The following is a 17,262-nucleotide window of genomic DNA, read 5'->3' as shown; positions in this document are numbered from 1 at the left end:
CGAAACGACGCCAAGGTATCCGGACGAAGCGGACGGGAAGCGGCGGCGTCAGGCCGGCGATCCCAGCACGTGGAAGGCCACTGCGGCCGCCGTCGCCACGTTCAACGAGTCGACGCCGGGGGCCATCGGGATCCGCAGCCGCAGGTCGGCCGCGGCCATCGCCTCCGCGGTGAGCCCGGGGCCCTCGGCCCCGAGCAGCACGGCGACCCGCTGCCCCGCCGGCCCGCCCGCGGTGAGGGGCCGGGCGTCGGCTGCGGGGGTGAGCGCGGCGACGCGCAGGCCGGAGGCCCGTAGGACGTCCAGCGACGCGGGCCACGGGCCCGGCAGTTCGGCGAACGGGACGCGCAGGACGTGCCCCATGGACACGCGCACACTGCGGCGGTAGAGCGGGTCGGCGCAGCGCGGGCCCAGCAGCACCGCGTCGACGCCCAGCGCCGCGGCGTTGCGGAAGAGCGCTCCCAGGTTCTCGTGGTCGTTCACGCCCTCCAGCACGGCCACGAGGCGGGCGCGCCGCAGCAGCGCGGCGGCGTCGGGGGGCGCGGCCCGGTCGGCCACCGCGAGCACACCCCGGTTGAGGTGGAACCCCACGACCGCGGCCATCGTGTCCGCGTCGGTGGCGTAGGCGGGCACGGGAAGCCCGGCGAGGTCGTCGGCCAGCTCGGCGAATCGGCGGGGCACGCCCAGGAGCGACCGCACCGGGTACGGCGACTCGATCATGCGCCGCACCACCACGACACCCTCGGCGATCACCAGGCCCCGGCCACCTGGCCGGTCGGGGCGGCGGTCGGCGGTGGTGAGGTCGCGGAAGTCGTCGACGCGCGGATCGGCCGGGTCGTCGACGGGAGTGATGGTCGCCACGGCGCTCCATCGTCCCAGGCTGCGCCGGTCGGGCTGCAGCGGTCATCCGGTCGGCCGTAGCGAAGGGATCACCACGGGTGCCAAGGTGGACAGCCCGCGCGCGTCGCGGCCGCCGCCGCGGCCGCTCGCCCGCGAGCATCGAGCGGAGCTCCGGGCACCACCCGGGGTCGGGAGGCAGCGCAGGCATGGGCCAGGACGTCGACCGACGGACGTTCAGTCGACGCGATCGCCAGCGCTACCGTGCGAAGGTGCAGCGCTGTCTCGACGCGCTGGCGATCATGCTTCGCGACCACCCGTTCGCCCACGACGAGCCGATGACCGGGCTCGAGGTGGAGCTCAACCTGGTGGGCCACGACCTCGCGCCGTCGCTCGCGGGCGCCGACGTGCTCGACGCGATCGGCTCGTCGCAGTTCCAGTCCGAACTGGGGCGCTGGAACCTCGAGCTGAATCTGCCGCCGCGCCCGCTGCCCGGCGACGAGTGGGGCCACCTCGAGCGCCACCTGGTCGAGGAGCTCGCCGTGGCCCGGGCCAAGGCGGTCGACTGCGGCGCGCAGCTCGCCGTGATCGGGATCCTGCCCACGCTGGAGCGCCGCCACCTCGTGGTCGACGCGCTCTCCCCCGACCAGCGCTACGCCACGCTCAACGAGCAGATGCTGAGCGCCAGGGGCGAGCCGATCCGCCTGGACATCGCGGGCGACGACCCCTCCGGCAAACACGGCGTCGCGCCCGAACACCTGCAGGCCGACTTCGACTCGATCGCGCCGGAGGCGGCGTGCACGTCGATGCAGCTCCACCTGCAGGTGCACCCCGACTCGTTCGCCGGCTACTGGAACGCCGCGCAGTGCCTCGCGGGCGTGCAGCTCGCCGTCGGCGCGAACTCGCCGTTCCTGCTCGGTTCGAGGCTGTGGGCCGAGACCCGCGTGCCGCTCTTCGAGCAGTCCTGCGACGTGCGCACGCCGGAGCTGCGCAACCAGGGCGTCCGGCCACGCGTGTGGTTCGGCGAACGCTGGATCACCTCGATCCTCGACCTGTTCTCCGAGAACGGGCGCTACTTCCCGGCGCTCATGCCCGTCACCGAGGACAGCGATCCGATGGCGGAGCTCGAGGCCGGCCAGGTGCCGGGCCTCGACGAGCTGCGGCTGCACAACGGCACGATCTGGCGCTGGAACCGCCCGGTCTACGACGTGGCCGACGGCGTGCCGCACGTGCGCGTGGAGAACCGGGTGCTGCCCGCCGGACCCACCGTGGTGGACATGGTGGCCAACGCCCTGTTCTTCTACGGCCTGCTGCGCACGCTCGTGGAGGCCGAGCGCCCGCTGTGGAGCATGATGTCGTTCGAGGCCGCCGAGGAGAACTTCACCACCGCCGCCCGCCACGGGCTGGACGGCCCCCTGTACTGGCCGGGCACCGGCTGGATCCGCCCCGACGAGCTGGTGCTGCGCAAGCTGCTCCCGCAGGCGGCCGACGGGCTGGCGCGCTGGGGAGTCGAGAGCGACGTCACCGACCGCTTCCTGTCGATCGTCGAGCAGCGCTGCGTCACCCGCCGCACGGGCGCGAGCTGGCAGCTCGACACGGTGGCCGCCCTCGAGGACGGCGGCGCCGACCGGCCCACCGCGCTGCACGGCATGCTCACGCGCTACCTGGAGTGGTCGGCCGCCAACGAGCCGGTGCACACCTGGCCGGTCCCCTGACCGCGATCACGACCGCCCGCGTTCACGATCGCAAACCGCTCCCCCGGATCCGGCCCACGACGGCCACGGTCCTTCCTACCGTCGACGTCGTGCTGCGCCCGACCGATGGGGGAACCATGCGCGATCCCGCCCGCCCCGGCCGCCCCGCCGTCCCCGCGGGCCGGTGACGGCCGTGGCCCGGTTCCGCCTCTTCGGCCGTTCCCCGGGGCAAGCCCACCCCGAGCCGGGCACGCACCCCGCGTCGGGCCCCGAGGCGCCCCCTCCCGGCCCCCGCTGGGCCGGCACGGCCTGGCCCACCGGGTGGGCCGCGCCGCACGTCGCCGAACCCCCCACCGACCCGCGCGGCTTCGCCCCGGTCCCGCCGCCCCGCCCGGCCTGGCAACCCGGTCCCTCCCCCACACCCGATCCGGCCGAGGCCGCGGCCCTGGCCGGCGCGTTCGCGGTCGACTACCTGTCCTGGGACGAGGAGGAGCCCGCCCGCCGCGGCCGGGTGCTGCGCGACTACCTGGTCGTCCCGGGCGGCGACCCGGCCCGCATCGGGTGGAACGGCGAGGGCAGGCAGCGCGCCGACTTCGCCCTCCCCGGGCGGGTGCGCTCCGACGGCGACGGGCGCGTGCTCGTCGACGTCCGCGTCCGGGTCACGCCGTACCGGGCCGTCGGCGAGCACGAGGGCCGACCCTCCGGCGCCGACGCGGAGCAGGCGCAGGTGGGGGTGCCCGCCGTGGCGCCGGCGCCCACCGGTCGCGGGTGGCGCAGCCAGGCGTCGCGCTGGGTACGGCTGTCGGTGCCGGTGATCTGGGAGAACGGCAGGCTGGCCGTCGACGCCTGGGAGGAGACGCTCGGCGAGGACAGGCCACCTCCGCCCGTCCCGCCCGCCGGCTGGGGCGGCGAGCACACCCTCGCCGAGGACGATCCCTTCGCCGAGCTCTCCGGGGGTGCCCGATGACCCGCGTGCGCCGCCCGGTGATCGTCGGCGTCGGCCGGGGATGCGGCGCCCGCACGCTCGCCGCGGCCCTGCACGCGGTCCACGGGGGCATGCTCGCTCCGGGCTCGGCCGGGGAGGCCGACGTGCTGGTCTGCGGGTCCGACGGGCAGTCGCTCCGGCAGGCCGCCGCGATGGCGTGCGCGCCGTCGGGGCCGCGGCCGGTGCTCGTGCTCACCCCGCTCGTCCCGGGCGCCCCCGCGTTCCCCCCGCCCCCCGGGTTCGGCGCCGTGATCGCGCTCCCGCACGTGCGCCGCTGGGTGGCGGCCGACGCTCGCGCGGAGGCCGCCGCCGTGCTCGCCTACGCCCCCGAACGCCTGCCTCCCGACGTGCGCGGCTACGCCGCGGGGCTGCACCGGATCGTGTCCGCCCTCGTCGGGTCGGGCCAGCTGCAGCGCGCGGTCCCCCCGCTGGTCTCCCGGCCCGCGGGCGTCACAGGCACGTCCGCGACGCTGTGGCGGGGCCTGCACCGGCCCGCGCCGGTGGCGCCGCCGCGGCCGGTCCCGCGCACCCCGGAACCCGACGACGAGGCGCTGGAGGGCGACCCCGTGGCGGCCGGGCGCGGACGGTAGGCGGGCCCGCCCACCCGGGCGGGGTACCCAGGCCGGGTGAAATGGCGGCCCGCGCGGCCGGGGGTGTGTCGCCCACGTCTACCTGATCGATCGCTTGGGAGACGTCTGATCGTCCGGGTCAAGCGGGCCCGGCACCGGCGCAATCATGATCATCTCGCGGTCCCGGTGGGTGGGCCGCGTCTCCCGAATGGGGTGAGCGGATACCCCGGCCCGCTCTGAATCGGTCATGCACACTGGGCTCCGCAAACCCGGGATCACGTTCCCGGACGTTTGCCGGAGCGGGCCGGCACTTCGACGACGAATCCGGTTCCGCGTCACCCCTGCCTTCTCGGCGCGGTCCCGCGCCGAGTTCGGAACTGCCAGGAGAGAAAGTGCACTTCGAATTGAACGACGCCGGCACCACGACGATCTGCGGCGAGGCCCTGCGCCCCGTCTCGGACCAGGAGTGGGTCTGCGTCGGACACCCCGCGCACGAGGACGACCACCTCGCGCACGACGGCACCCGCTGGTGAACGGCATGCTCACGGTGGGCACGACCGAGACCGTCACCTACCGCGTGGGCCGGGAGAACATGGTGCAACGACTGCTCCCCGGCGTGCCGGAGTTCATCCACAAGCCGGAGGTGATGGCGAGCGGCTGGCTGCTCGGGGTGTGCGAATGGCCTCCCATGCTCGCCATCAGCAGATTCATCGAGGCCGACGAGTGCTCACTGGGCACGCGTTTCGAACTCACGCACGTGGCGCCGGTTCCGGCGGGAGCGACATTGACCGTGACGGCCCACTGCACGCTCGCGGACGGTCGGTACAGCGAATGGCAGGTCGACGCCCGCGACGACGTGGAACTCGTCGCCTCGGGAGTGCTGGGTTTCTGCGTGGTCGGCCTCGCGCGGTTCACCGCGCGGCGGCTGGACCCCAAGTCGGCGCTGCTCCAGCAGCAGCAGGCCCTCGGCCGCCGGGTGCCGAAGCCGATCCTGGCGGGCGTCGCGGCGATGGCCTGACCCGGCGACCCCCGATGCGGTGACCCCACCCCGATGTGCCAGCAAGGTGGCTTTACTGGCCGATTACGCCAGTAAAGCCACCTTGCTGGCGTTCGGGGGCGGGGTACGGGGGGCGGGGCAGGGCGGCGGGGCCGCCTTACCTCGCCCTCGCGAATGGGACCGCTGTCTCGTCCTCGATCGCGGCGGCCGGTGTTCCTGACGGCGGTTCCCACAGCCCCCGCGCGTGCAGCACCGGCAGCACGCCCTCACCGACCCACCAGGCCTCTTCCAGGTGGGGGTGGCCGGACAGCACGAACTCGTCGATGCCCAGCTCGTGGTACTCCGCGATCCGGTCGGCCACCTCGGTGTGGCTGCCGACCAGCGCCGTTCCGGCACCGCCGCGGACCAGGCCGATGCCCGCCCACAGGTTGGGTGCCGCCTCGAGGCGCTCGAGCGAACCGCCGTGCAGTTCGCGCATCCGGCGCTGGCCCTCCGACTCGCTGCGGGCCAGCCCGGCCTGGGTCTGCGCGATGACCGCGGGGTCCATGGCGTCGAGCAGCGCCTGGGCGTGGGCCCACGCCTCCTCGGAGGTGTCCCGGGCGATCACGTGCAGCCGGATGCCGAAGCGGACCGTCCGGCCCCGCTCCGCCGCGAGGCCCCGCACCCACGCGATCTTCTCGGCCACCTGCTGGGGCGGCTCGCCCCAGGTGAGGTAGACCTGCACGTGCTCGGCCGCCACCGCGCCCGCCGCGGGCGACGAGCCGCCGAAGTAGATCTCGGGCACCGGATCCGGGACCTGCTCCAGCGACGCACCCCGCACGCTCAGGTGCTCGCCGGTGAAGTCGACGGTCTCGCCCCGCCACAGCGCGCGCACGACGTGCAGGAACTCGCCCGTGCGGGCGTAGCGGGCGTCCTTGTCCAGGAAGTCGCCGTACGCCTGCTGCTCGGCCGGCGCACCGCCCGTCACCACGTTGACCAGCAGCCGTCCGCCGGAGTGGCGTTGGAAGGTGCCGCCCATCTGCGCGGCCAGGGTGGGCGTCAGCATCCCGGGCCGGAAGGCGACCAGGAAGCGCAACCGCTCGGTGGCCTGCGCGAGCATCGCGGTGGTGAGCCACGCGTCCTCGCACCACATCCCCGTGGGCGTGAGCACGGCGTCGAAGCCGACGGCCTCAGCGGCCTGGGCCACCTGCGTCAGGTACCGCAGCGTGGGCGGACGGCGCCGGGCGGCCGAGCCGACACCCGGGTGCTGGTTGCCGAGCAGGCGGCTGTCGCCGTACGTGGGCAGGAACCAGTGCACGCGCATGGCACTCACACCTTCTCCGGATCGCCTGGACGGGTCGGACCGGCCCATCAAACCCGATCGACCGGCGCATGCAATTGGCCGGACTTATCCGAGCCGATTCCACGGAAATGTTCGTACATTTTACGCACAGCGGGCCGCATCACACGGGACGGACCACGACCGCGCACGCTGATACGTTTCGAATGCGGTGGCGCATTCTTCCGATGCCGCCACCGCGTCCCCGGCACCCAGCCGCTTCCCGACGAAGAGGAGCCCCGGCCCTCATGACCGACTCCAGCACTCGCCACCCCGTGGGCCTGGACACGTCGCACGGGGCACGGCACCGGCTCACGACGCTGCGCACCTTCCTGCCCGAGATCGCCCTGCTCGTGGTGGCGGCGGTGCTGTGGCTGCAGACCGCCTGGTTCCGGGCCGGACAGCCGCAGGACCTCGGGCCCGCCTTCTGGCCGCGCCTCCTGATCGTCCTGCTCGCCGTGTGCACCCTCGCCCGGGTGGGCCAGAAGGCCCGGGCGCTCCGGTCCGGCGGCACCGACCCCGACGAACCCCGCTCCGAATCCGATTCCGACCCCGGGAACGACGAGCCGGCCGCCGACGGCCGGCGCGCGGCAATCGCGATACTGAGCATCGTCGGATACGTCACCGCGGCGATCTACCTCGGATACCTGATCGCCACCGCCGCATTCGTCGTGGGCTTCCTCCTCCTTTCCGGGAGGCGCCGCACCGTACTCAACACGGCACTCGGAGTGGCGGCCGCACTCACGTTCTCGTTCCTCTTCCTGAAAGTCGTGTACATCTCGGTGCCGAGCGGCGTCGGGATTTTCGACACCTTCACCGTGGGCGTCTACGAACTGATCGGGATCTACTGACGATGGACACCCTCGCCGGCGTCGTCCAGACCATCCTGTCCTTCGACGTCACCCTCTGGGCGCTGCTCGTCCTCGGCACGCTGCTCGGGCTGCTCATCGGCGTGCTGCCGGGCCTCACGTTCGTGATGGGTGTGCTGCTCATCCTCCCGTTCACGTACGGGATGGACGTCGACGCGAGCTTGATCGTCATGGTCACCGTGTACGTCGCGGGCACGTACGGCGGGGCGATCACGGCGATCCTCCTGCGCGTACCCGGGGAGCCGAACCACGTCCCGCTGCTCTGGGACGGCTACACGATGAGCCGCCGCGGCCAGGGCGCGCAGGCCCTCGGGTGGGCGGCCACGTCGGCGCTGGTCGGCGGCCTCGTCTCCTGGCTGTTCCTGGCCTTCGCGGCGCAGCCCTTCGCGCAGATCGCGCTGAGCTTCTCCTCGGTCGAGTACTTCGTGATCGTCCTGCTCGGTCTCACCAGCGTGCTCGCGCTCTCCCAGGGGTCCGTGCTCAAGGCGTTCATCTCCCTGATCGGCGGCATGCTCCTCGCCACCGTCGGCGTCGACTCCGTCTACGGCGAGCTGCGCTTCGACTTCGGCAGCCCGGTGCTGCAGAGCGGCGTCGACTGGATCGTCGTGATGATCGGCGTGTACTCGCTCGGCGAGGTCGTCACGCGGTTCGCGAACCGGTTCGGCGGCGACGCCACCACGCAGCAGCCGGAGCGGATCCGCACGGTCGTCCCCGGGCCGAAGGCGTTGTGGGAGCGGTCGGGCAGCCTCGGGCGCGGGGTGCTGATCGGCTCCCTGATGGGCACCGTCCCCGGCGCCGGGGCCACGGTCGGCTCGTTCGTGGCCTACGGGCTCGAGAGGCAGTTCGGCAAGTACCGGCGCGATGTCGGCAACGGATCACCGGCAGGCGTCATCGGCCCGCAGGCGGCGTCGACGGCCACGGTCGCAAGTGCCTTCATCCCGATGCTGGTGCTCGGCATCCCGGGGAGCGCATCGGCCGCCGTGATCCTCGGCGCGCTCCTGCTGCACGACGTGCAGCCCGGCCCGGACATCTTCCGGACCCAGCCCGAACTGATCCACACGATCCTGGCGGCGCTCCTCGTGGGCGTGGTGCTCATGTTCGTGGCCGGTCTCCTGACCGCCAAGCCGATGATCCGCATCCTCAAGGTGCCCGAGCCCTACGTGGCCGTGTTCATCGTGCTGTTCTCGTTCATCGGCGCATTCGCCCTGCGCAACTCGATGGCGGACGTCTGGCTCATGGTGGCCTTCGCCGGCCTCGGGACGCTCATGAACCGCTTCGGTTTCCCGATCTCGCCACTCGTGCTCGGCGCGATCCTCGGGCCGCTGGCCGAGCGATTCTTCCTGACTTCCATGATCTCGTACGCCAACGACCTCACGGTCTTCGTCACCCGGCCCATCAGCGGCGCACTGATGGGTGTCTGGGTCCTCGTCGTCGCGCTGGTGGGCCTGCAGGCCTTCCGGCGGTCCCGCACCGCGATCACGTCTCGACACGAGGGAGATGCACGATGAACCGCAGACGCACGGGACGGAGGTCCACGACGCTGCACGCCGCCGCCGTCACGGTCGCCGGGGCGATCCTCGCGGCCGCCTGTGCCACCCCGCAGACGGCCGGGCCGGACCGCGGCGCCGAGGGCGGTGCCCCCGCCCTGCCGGACCGGCCCATCACGATGATCGCCGCCTTCGGCGCGGGCGGCGGGTCCGACCAGGTCGCCCGCGCCGCGGCGCAGGTGATGGAGCGGTCGCTCGGCGTCAGCGTGCCCGTGGTCAACGTGCCCGGCGCCACCGGCAACGTGGGACTGAACAAGCTGGTGACCGGCCGTCCCGACTCCATGGCGGTGCTCATCCAGGACACGCTCGCCACCGTCCCGCTCGGCACGTCGCAGTTCCAGCTCGACCAGATCAAGGCCGTGTGCCGTCTGCAGAACATGCCGTCGGCCCTCCTCGTCCGCAAGGACACCTTCGGCGGCACGTGGGACGGCCTCGCCGCGGCCGCGAAGGAACGGCCGAACGAGGTCAAGGTGGCCACCGTCGGCCGCGGGGGCGTCGACGACCTCATGCTGGCCGCACTGACCGAGTCGCAGACCACCGCGTTCCGGGCGGTGCCCTTCGCCGAGCCGAGCGAACGCTACGCGGCACTGCTCAGCGGCTCGGTCGACGCGCTCTACGAGCAGCTCGGCGACGTGCGCCAGTACCTCGACTCCGGCGACTTCGTGCCGGTCGTCCTGTTCGCCGGCGAGCCGATCGCCGCCTACCAGGGCGTGCCGAGCGCCACCGACCTCGGGATCCCGGCGGAGTTCGTCCTCCCGCAGTTCCGGGGCGTCGTGGTGCACGCCGACACCGACCCGGCCCTGATCGACCAGCTCGACGACGCCTGCGCGGAGGTGGTGGCGGACCCGACGTTCCAGGGGTTCCAGGAGCAGGTCTTCTCCACCTCCGACAGCTACCTCCCCACCGCGGAGTTCGAGCAGTTCCTCCGCGATCAGGAGAAGGTGATGGGCGAGCTGCTGCAGCGCTACAACGTGGCGGGCTGACCCCTGGAACGCCTGTGGGGCCCCGGCCGGATCGGCCGGGGCCCCACTGGTTTCCCGAACTGACGCGCCGCTCCCACCACGAAGCGACGAGCTGAGGTTAGCCTACCCTCTTCTCGACGCGCAACCCCCGTCACGCAACGCCGAACAACCCGCGCAGCGGCCCCACCGCGAAGTACGCCGCGAACGCCACGGCCACCACCCACATCAGCCAGTGCACCTGCCGCGCCCGCCCGGTGGCCGCCGCCAGCACGACGTAGGAGACGAACCCCGCCCCGATCCCGTTGGCGATCGAGTAGGTGAAGGGCATCACCACGATCGTGAGGAACGCCGGGAGCGCCACGCGGAAGTCGGTGAGGTCGATGTCGGTGATCTGCCGGATCATCAGCGCGCCGACGACCACCAGCGCGGGCGCCGCCGCCTCGATCGGCACCACCGTGTAGAGCGGCGTGAAGAACATCGCCAGCAGGAACAGCACCCCGGTGAGCACGCTCGCGAGGCCGGTGCGCGCCCCCTCCGCGATCCCGGACGCCGACTCGACGTACACGGTGTTGGACGACGACGAGGCCACCCCGCCCGCCACCGCACCGGCGGCGTCGACCACCAGCGCGGCCCCGATCTTCGGCAGCTGCCCGTCGGCGCCGATGAAGCCGGCCTGGCGGCCGAGCCCGGTGATCGTGCCCATCGTGTCGAAGAAGTCGGCGAGCACCAGCGAGAACACCAGCAGCACCACGGTGAGCAGGTCGACGTGGGTGAACGCGCCGAACGAGAACGCACCCACGAGCGAGAGGTCCGGGATGCCCACCACGCTGTCCGGCAGCGCGGGCACGGAGAGCCCCCAGCCCTGCGGGTTCGTGCCCTCCGAGGGCCCCACCTGCGCGATCGCCTCCACCACCACGGCCAACACCGTGGTGACGGCGACGCCGATGAGGATCCCGCCGCGCACGCCGCGAGCCACCAGCGTGCCGGTGACGAGCAGCCCCACCGCGAACACGAAGGTGGGCCACGACGCGATCGAGTTGTCGATTCCCAGCCCCACCGGCACCGTGGTGCCCGCCGCGTCGGGCACCCGCCGCACGAACCCGGCGTCCACCAGGCCGATGAAGGCGATGAACAGCCCGATCCCCACCGCGATCGCCGCCTTGAGCGACTGCGGCACGATGTTGAAGACCGCCGTGCGGAAGCCCGTGGCGGCGAGCGCCAGCACCACGAGCCCCTCCACCACGATGAGCCCCATGGCCTCCGGCCAGCTCATCTGCGGCGCGAGCGTGAAGGCGACGAACGCGTTCAGCCCGAGACCGGTGGCGATCGCGAACGGGTAGTTCACGATCAGCCCGAACAGGAGCGTCATCACACCGGCCACGAGCGCCGTGACGGCCGCGACCTGCGCCACCGGGAGGACGTTGCCCAGCGCGTCCGGTTTGGCACCCGGCCCGTCCGCCGTGAAGCTGCCGATGATCAGTGGGTTCAGCACGACGATGTAGGCCATCGTCACGAACGTCACGAGGCCGCCGCGCAGCTCCCGGCCGACCGTGGACCCGCGTTCGTCGACGCGGAAGAGGCGTTCGATCACGCGCGCAGGGTAAGGGCCCCGTGTCACGGGCGCTATCCGCGTACTCTCCTCGGCGTGATCTCGCCCCCGCCGCTGTCGCCCCGGCTGTCCCGGCCGGCGGTCGTGGCGGTGGTGGGCAGCGTGCTGTGGCTGGTGGCCGCGGTGGTGCTCCTCGTCGCCGCGCTGCTGGGCGTCCGCCCGCTCGACATCTGGTTCACCACGTGCCTGGCCGGCGTCCTCCTCGGCGCCGTGGGCTACGGCATCTTCGCGTGGCAGCGGGCGGCCGCGCGCCGCGGCTCCCGTACGGCACAGCAGGGCCTCGAGTAGCCCCGAGCCGTACATGACGGTCGTGCCGAGCGCCCTGACGTGCTGCTCAGAAGGATCATCAGCAGCCAGAAGTACCTCAGCGTCGCTAGGCCGCGCTGACGTACTGCTCGGCGCGATGCGAGCGTGCGATCCGCCGCCCGCGGGGCACAGGTCCCGCGAGCAGCACTCCACGGTCCCGACGAGCACCCTGATGTACTGCCCACCCAGCCCACCGAGAGATCACCAGCACCTGAGCGCCCCACCGACCGCACCGATGTGCTGCTCGGCGTCCGGAGTCCGCTCACCCACGCCTCGATCGGCCCGGCCTCGCCTCCCCGCGGCACCGCCCACGATCGGCGAGCCGCACCCCACGGTCTCGACGAGCACCCTGACGTGCTGCTCACCCCGACTGCCAGAGGCGAGAAGCACCTGAACGCTCCTTGATCGCATTGAGGTACTGCTTGTCGCCGGAGCGGGTGCGCCGATCGACCGGCCTCCGCGTGATCCCGCGAGCCGCTCCTCCCGGTGGTGACGAGCGCCCTCGTGTGCTGCTCACGATGATCAACGGTCGCCAGAAGTACCTCGGCGTCGCGTCGGTCGCGCTGGGGTGCGGCTCGGCGCGGGAGCAGCACGACTCGCGCGTGGCGCGGCCGGCGGTCGTGACGAGCGCCCTGGTGTGCTGCTCGCGCTGCCGACGCCCGCATAGGGTTCCGGTATGACCGATCGACCGACCGCAGTTGTCACCGGCGCCAGCTCCGGCATCGGCGCCGCCACCGCTCGCGCCCTGGGGAAGGCGGGCTTCCACGTCGTGCTCGGGGCGCGCCGGGTCGACCGGTGCGCCGAGATCGCGGCCGAGATCGACGGCACCGCAATCCGGCTGGACGTCACGGACGGCGACTCGGTGGCAGCCTTCGCCGCGGCCGTGCCGGACTGCAGGCTGCTGGTCAACAACGCGGGCGGCGCGAAAGGGCTCGAGCCGGTGGCCGAGGCCGACGAGGACGCGTGGCGCTGGATGTTCGAAGCCAACGTGATGGGCACGCTGCGCATGACGAAGGCCCTGCTGCCCGCGCTGCTGGCCTCCGGCGACGGGCACATCATCACGGTGACGTCGATCGCGGCGATCGAGGTCTACGACAACGGCGCCGGGTATACGGGTGCGAAGCACGCGCAGTCGGTGCTGCACCGCACGCTGCGCGGCGAGCTGCTCGGGCAGCCGGTGCGGCTCACCGAGGTATTGCCGGGGATGGTCGAGACCGAGTTCTCGCTGGTGCGATTCGACGGCGACGAGGAACGGGCCGCGGGCGTCTACCGGGGGATCACGCCGCTCACGCCGGACGACGTGGCCGACGTGATCGCGTTCGCCGCCACCCGGCCGTCGAACGTGAACCTCGACCAGATCGTGCTGAAGCCGCGGGCCCAGGCGAGTGCCACCCGCGCCCATCGCACGGACCGATAGGGCCGGTCCGGAAGAAGTCTTCCTTCATCAACGACGCGGCCGGGTGCCATCGTCCTCATCGCGCCGCCCACGCCCGAGGGGCGGCACGGAGGGGGAGCGCCCGATGATTCGCCTCAGTTGTGACGGTTCCGCCCACCGCGAGTCGCTTCCCGCGCCTGGCTGGGCACGGTATCCCAGCAGGTTCGCGGCCGCTGCGGTCGCAGCGTTGGGGCTCGTGGTGGCGCTCCCCGGTTCCGCCATGGCGGCCGACGGGAAGGTTCCGTTCGAGGAGGGGGGCATGGTGGTTCGCGTGAGCCCCGGAGGTCAGAAGGCGGTGGCTGACGGGCTGCCGCTGACCGCGCAAGCGGTGATGTGCATGACCACAAGTCCTGTGGGGTGTGCGATCAACTCGGTGATCTTGGGAATGGTCTCTCACGTCCTCGAGGAGAACGCCGTGTGCCCGGACGACCAGTGGCGCGAGATCGAGATCGGGATCGTCGACACCGGCCCGAACCCGCCGACGATCGGCAGCGGGGTTGCGATCACGCCGTGGGCGCAGAAGTCGAGCAGGTGCGTTGACGCCTGATCCATGAGGCGATCTTGACCGGCCCCACCGGGGATGATTGCCTGACGGCCGGACGTCACGAAGGAGAGCCGGCTGATGCGAGACCTGCTCGAACCCGGAGCCGAACTGGAGAAGGTCGCCACCGGATCGATCTGGGCCGAGGGCCCGGTCTGGCTCCCCGGGAGCGCCGCGGTGCGCTACAGCGACATCCCCAACAACCGCATCCTGGAGTTCTCCGAGACCACCGGGGAGCTCAGCGTGTACCAGGAGGGCGTCGAGTTCACCAACGGCCGCACGCTCGACCTGGACGGCTCGGTGATCCAGTGCTCCCACGGCAGGCGGCGGGTGGAGCGCGACCGCGGCGGCGTGGTGGAGAACGTGGTCGACCGGTGGGCGGGCGTGCGGCTCAACTCGCCGAACGACGTGGTGGTGAAGAGCGACGGCACGATCTGGTTCACCGACCCGTCGTACGGGATCCTGAAGCCGACCGAGGGTCACGAGGGCGAGCTCGAGTACGGCGACCACTACGTGTTCCGCTTCGACCCGCGCGACGGGTCCGTGGTCCCGGCCGTGATCGACGTCGAGACGCCGAACGGCCTGGCGTTCTCCCCCGACGAGTCGCTGCTCTACGTCGCCGACTCCGGAGCGTCCCCGCCCGGCGGGGAGCGCGACCCGGACCGCCCCGGCGGCCACTCCATCCACGTCTACGACGTGTTCGACGGGCGGCTGTGCAAGAACGGGCGCGAGTTCGTGGAGGTCTCGCCGGGCGTCCCCGACGGGTTCCGAGTGGACGAGCACGGCAACGTGTGGACGTCGAGCCACGACTCCGTGCAGGTCTTCGACCCGGCGGGCACGATGCTGCTGCGGATCCCGGTGCCGGAGAAGATCGCCAACCTGTGCTTCGGCGGCGCCGACGGCCGCACCATCTACATCACGGCCAGCACGAGCCTCTACCGCATCCGCAGCACGGTGCGGGACGCGGCGGCGCTGCTGCGCGGCGCCTGATCACCCACCCGCCGTCTCGTCGGTGGGGCGGTTCTCCCGGGCCGCGTCCGCCGGGCGCGGCCCGCCGGCCGCCTCGTCGACGCGCTGCTCGGAGTCGCGCAGGATCTCCCTCGCCTCGGCCCGGCGGTCCTCACCGCCCTCCTCCACCCGCGCCTCCTCGGGCAGCGGCGTGGCACGGCTGTCGACCTGGTCGTTGAGCTCGTCGGGGCGCATGCCCGCGCGTACCCGCGTCCCGACCGGCCTACTCGCCTGCGCTGCTCAGCTCCCGAGGGCCGACAGGCCCTTCCACTCCTCCCAGGACAGCGTCCAGTCCCAGATGTCGCCGTCACGCGCCGAGAGCGCGACGTTGGTGCCGCTGACCTCGACGGGGTCGCCGTAGATCGCGGAGTCGTAGTACGACTTGGCGTTCGCCGGGGACAGGTTGATGCAGCCGTGGCTGACGTTCGACGAGCCCTGCACCCCCACCGTGGCGGGCTGGGCGTGCAGGAACTCGCCGTTGTTGCTGATCCGCACGGCCCACTTCATGTTGACGTCGTAGTCGAACTGCTGGCTGATCATCCGCCGCTCCGGGAACTTCTCGGTGACGACGTGGACGCCGGTGCGGGTGTTGCGCCGCGGGTCGGAGTCGAGGCCGTAGCTCGCGGGGAAGTCGAACACCTGCTTGCCGTCGCGGATGACCTGCACGCGGTGGCTCGAGGCGTCGGCCTTGACGATCTGGGAACGGCCGATCTCGAACGTGCTGGTGACGTCGGCCGCCCCGTACTTACCGCCGCCGTACGGCACGCCGAACAAGTCGGCGGTGACGGTGACCGTGGTGTAGGCGGGCCAGTACTCGCGGGGCCGCCAGTCCACCCGCGAGCCGCCCCCCTCGTCGGGCAGCCAGCCCCAGGAGCCCTCGACGGGCACCGACGTCTCGACCGACAGCGCCCGCTCCACGGCCGCGCGGTCGTCGACGTGGTCGTTGAACTGGATGCGGATGGGCGCCGCCACGCCGACGGTGCGCCCGTCGCCGATGTTCAGCGTGCCGCGCACCACCTTCTGCGGCGTGAGCGTGGTGAACGAGCCCTTCACCGGCACGACGGCACCGTCGCGGCCGGTGGCGGAGCCGCTCCAGGTGTAGGTGGCGCCGTACTCGAGCTCCTCGGTGCTGCTCCACCCGGTGCCGTTGCCGTCCGGCTCGCCCGCGACGGCCGCGCCGTCCGGGCCCGTCAGCGTGACGCTGTCGAGCGTGCCGTCGGTGACGGTGATCGTGGCCGACGTGCGCGGGTCGACGTCCTTCGCGTCGGGGCCGGGTGAGTAGGCGAGCGTGGCCGGCGGTTCGAGCACCGGTGGCACCACGGGCTCGCCGACCCGCCCCGACGGGTCGGCCGTGGCGATCGTCACCACACCCAACAACGCGACCACGACAGTGGCCAGCGCGAGCAGGATCCTGCGCAAAACCAGTCCCCCTTGCCAGAGCTTCCCCACTGCACGGACGCCCCGCGGACGCGACGGTTGCCCGGCAGCCAGCCCCGGATCCAGATTACGCGGCGCTCAGATCACGCAGCCGACGAGAACCGGTTCGGGCGACAGTGTGACTCCCCACCGTGACGACACGCCGTCGCGCACCTCCCGGGCCAGCGCGAGCAACTCGGCGGTGGTACCCCGGCCGCGGTTGGTGAGCGCGAGCACGTGCTTGCCCGAGAGGCCCACCCGCCCGCCGGGTCCGGGGTGGCCGCGCCGGAAACCCGCCCGCTCGATCAGCCACGCCGCAGGCACCTTGGCCAGGCCGGGCCCCGCGGGATAGCGGGGCGCGCCGTCCGGCACGTCCCCCTCCGGCAGCACCGGGTTGGTGAAGAACGACCCGGCGCTCCACGTGTCGTGGTCGTGGGCGTCGAGCACCATGCCCTTGCCGCGGCGCAGGTCGAGCACCGCCTCCCGGGCGGCGGCCGCGGGCACCTGCCCGCCCACCTCGACGCCCAGGGTGCGCGCGAGCTCCGGGTAGCGCACGGGCGCGCTGTCGGCCGTGCCCGGCAGGGCGAACCGCACGCGCAGCACCACGGCGTCGTCGCGGCCCTTCAGCACGCTCGTGCGGTACGCGAGCCCCAGCTCCGCGGCCGGAACGTGGGTGCGCACGGCGCCGCTGCGCCGGTCGTAGAGATCGACGTCGACGAGCAGGTCGGAGACCTCCACGCCGTACGCGCCGACGTTCTGCACCGGGGTGGCGCCCGTCCGGCCGGGGATCCCCGACAGGCATTCCAGCCCGCCCAGCCCGTCGGCCACGCAAGCGGCGACCACCTCGTCCCACTCGGTGCCCGCCTCCACCGTGAGCAGCACCGAGCCGTCGGGGCGGCGCTCCACCCGCCGGCCGGTGTTCGCGACGTGGACCACGGTGCCCGGCCAGCCCTCGTCGGCGATCACGACGTTGGAGCCGCCCCCGAGCAGCAGCAACGGCTCGCCCGCTGCGTCGGCGGCGCGCACCTCCCGCACGACCGCGTCCGCCGTGGTGGCCTCGACGAACCGCTGGGCGGGTCCGCCCAGCCGCAGCGTGGTGAGCGGCGCGAGCCGCTGCGTCGGCGGCGGGAGCACGTCGGGAACCGGCACGGGCGCCAACGGTAAGGCAGGAC

18 protein-coding genes are annotated in these 17,262 nt (G+C 72.7%); 12 read left to right on the top strand and 6 right to left on the bottom strand.

All coding sequences use genetic code 11. The features are described 5' to 3' along the window. Window positions 1-48: 48 nt before the first annotated feature. On the bottom strand, window positions 49-858 hold the full coding sequence (locus ACFPL3_RS12535; RefSeq protein WP_343940913.1) for a TrmH family RNA methyltransferase: 810 nt from the start codon (window positions 856-858) through the stop codon (window positions 49-51). Between the two features lie 185 nt (window positions 859-1,043). Between ACFPL3_RS12535 and ACFPL3_RS12530 the strand changes: the two genes are divergently transcribed. The 5 genes from ACFPL3_RS12530 (at window position 1,044) to ACFPL3_RS12510 (ending at window position 5,100) form a co-directional block, all read left to right on the top strand. After that, window positions 1,044-2,549 (top strand): glutamate-cysteine ligase family protein, encoded by a 1,506-nt coding sequence (locus tag ACFPL3_RS12530; protein WP_343940914.1) that lies wholly within the window; start codon window positions 1,044-1,046, stop codon window positions 2,547-2,549. A 172-nt stretch (window positions 2,550-2,721) separates the two neighbouring features. Then, complete coding sequence (locus tag ACFPL3_RS12525; RefSeq protein WP_343940915.1) at window positions 2,722-3,495, top strand: hypothetical protein; 774 nt, start codon at window positions 2,722-2,724, stop codon at window positions 3,493-3,495. Then, window positions 3,492-4,103, top strand: a complete 612-nt coding sequence (locus tag ACFPL3_RS12520; protein WP_343940916.1) for a hypothetical protein — start codon at window positions 3,492-3,494, stop codon at window positions 4,101-4,103. Before ACFPL3_RS12525 ends, ACFPL3_RS12520 begins: the two co-directional genes overlap by 4 nt. Before the next feature lie 371 nt (window positions 4,104-4,474). Further along, a complete protein-coding gene (locus tag ACFPL3_RS12515) occupies window positions 4,475-4,615 on the top strand; it encodes a hypothetical protein (protein ID WP_343940917.1) in 141 nt (46 codons plus the stop codon). A gap of 5 nt (window positions 4,616-4,620) precedes the next feature. Further along, window positions 4,621-5,100 (top strand): thioesterase family protein, encoded by a 480-nt coding sequence (locus ACFPL3_RS12510; protein WP_343940918.1) that lies wholly within the window; start codon window positions 4,621-4,623, stop codon window positions 5,098-5,100. Between the two features lie 136 nt (window positions 5,101-5,236). On the opposite strand, the gene ACFPL3_RS12505 is transcribed toward ACFPL3_RS12510, so the two are convergent. Continuing rightward, window positions 5,237-6,382, bottom strand: a complete 1,146-nt coding sequence (locus tag ACFPL3_RS12505) for an LLM class flavin-dependent oxidoreductase (protein ID WP_343940919.1) — start codon at window positions 6,380-6,382, stop codon at window positions 5,237-5,239. A 263-nt stretch (window positions 6,383-6,645) separates the two neighbouring features. On the opposite strand from ACFPL3_RS12505, the gene ACFPL3_RS12500 reads away from it, so the two are divergent. The 3 genes from ACFPL3_RS12500 to ACFPL3_RS12490 are packed head-to-tail and all read left to right on the top strand — an operon-like array spanning window position 6,646 to window position 9,796. Beyond that, window positions 6,646-7,248 carry a tripartite tricarboxylate transporter TctB family protein gene (locus ACFPL3_RS12500; RefSeq protein ID WP_343940920.1) on the top strand — a complete coding sequence of 201 codons (603 nt, stop codon included), beginning with the start codon at window positions 6,646-6,648 and terminating at the stop codon, window positions 7,246-7,248. Between the two features lie 2 nt (window positions 7,249-7,250). Continuing rightward, entirely contained in the window at window positions 7,251-8,774 is a 1,524-nt protein-coding gene (locus ACFPL3_RS12495; protein ID WP_343940921.1) for a tripartite tricarboxylate transporter permease, read from the top strand. Next, window positions 8,771-9,796 carry a tripartite tricarboxylate transporter substrate binding protein gene (locus ACFPL3_RS12490; RefSeq protein ID WP_343940922.1) on the top strand — a complete coding sequence of 342 codons (1,026 nt, stop codon included), beginning with the start codon at window positions 8,771-8,773 and terminating at the stop codon, window positions 9,794-9,796. The genes ACFPL3_RS12495 and ACFPL3_RS12490 overlap by 4 nt, the downstream gene beginning before the upstream one ends. 130 nt (window positions 9,797-9,926) lie before the next feature. Here ACFPL3_RS12490 and ACFPL3_RS12485 read toward each other — a convergent pair whose 3' ends face one another. Next, the gene (locus ACFPL3_RS12485) at window positions 9,927-11,366 is read right to left on the bottom strand and encodes an NCS2 family permease (RefSeq protein ID WP_343940923.1); all 1,440 of its coding nucleotides are present in this window, start codon (window positions 11,364-11,366) and stop codon (window positions 9,927-9,929) included. A gap of 54 nt (window positions 11,367-11,420) precedes the next feature. Between ACFPL3_RS12485 and ACFPL3_RS12480 the strand changes: the two genes are divergently transcribed. The 4 genes from ACFPL3_RS12480 (at window position 11,421) to ACFPL3_RS12465 (ending at window position 14,656) form a co-directional block, all read left to right on the top strand. Next, window positions 11,421-11,672 (top strand): DUF2530 domain-containing protein, encoded by a 252-nt coding sequence (locus tag ACFPL3_RS12480; RefSeq protein ID WP_343940924.1) that lies wholly within the window; start codon window positions 11,421-11,423, stop codon window positions 11,670-11,672. A gap of 694 nt (window positions 11,673-12,366) precedes the next feature. After that, window positions 12,367-13,107, top strand: a complete 741-nt coding sequence (locus tag ACFPL3_RS12475) for an SDR family NAD(P)-dependent oxidoreductase (RefSeq protein ID WP_343940925.1) — start codon at window positions 12,367-12,369, stop codon at window positions 13,105-13,107. A gap of 214 nt (window positions 13,108-13,321) precedes the next feature. Continuing rightward, window positions 13,322-13,672: a hypothetical protein gene (locus ACFPL3_RS12470; RefSeq protein ID WP_343940926.1), complete on the top strand. Its 351-nt coding sequence runs from the start codon at window positions 13,322-13,324 to the stop codon at window positions 13,670-13,672. A 75-nt stretch (window positions 13,673-13,747) separates the two neighbouring features. Further along, entirely contained in the window at window positions 13,748-14,656 is a 909-nt protein-coding gene (locus ACFPL3_RS12465; RefSeq protein WP_343940927.1) for an SMP-30/gluconolactonase/LRE family protein, read from the top strand. On the opposite strand, the gene ACFPL3_RS12460 is transcribed toward ACFPL3_RS12465, so the two are convergent. The 3 genes from ACFPL3_RS12460 to ACFPL3_RS12450 form a co-directional block, all read right to left on the bottom strand. Continuing rightward, window positions 14,657-14,869: a hypothetical protein gene (locus tag ACFPL3_RS12460; protein ID WP_343940928.1), complete on the bottom strand. Its 213-nt coding sequence runs from the start codon at window positions 14,867-14,869 to the stop codon at window positions 14,657-14,659. It abuts the gene before it with no gap. Between the two features lie 45 nt (window positions 14,870-14,914). Next, window positions 14,915-16,093 (bottom strand): L,D-transpeptidase, encoded by a 1,179-nt coding sequence (locus ACFPL3_RS12455; protein ID WP_343940929.1) that lies wholly within the window; start codon window positions 16,091-16,093, stop codon window positions 14,915-14,917. Between the two features lie 96 nt (window positions 16,094-16,189). Next, on the bottom strand, window positions 16,190-17,239 hold the full coding sequence (locus ACFPL3_RS12450; protein ID WP_343940930.1) for a UDP-N-acetylmuramate dehydrogenase: 1,050 nt from the start codon (window positions 17,237-17,239) through the stop codon (window positions 16,190-16,192). Window positions 17,240-17,262 lie beyond the last annotated feature (23 nt).

The organism is Pseudonocardia zijingensis (assembly GCF_042657305.1).
GTDB classification, from domain to species: Bacteria; Actinomycetota; Actinomycetes; order Mycobacteriales; family Pseudonocardiaceae; genus Pseudonocardia; species Pseudonocardia zijingensis.
The sequence above is the reverse complement of the archived record's forward strand: the minus strand, read 5'-3'. Positions and strand labels throughout refer to the sequence as shown.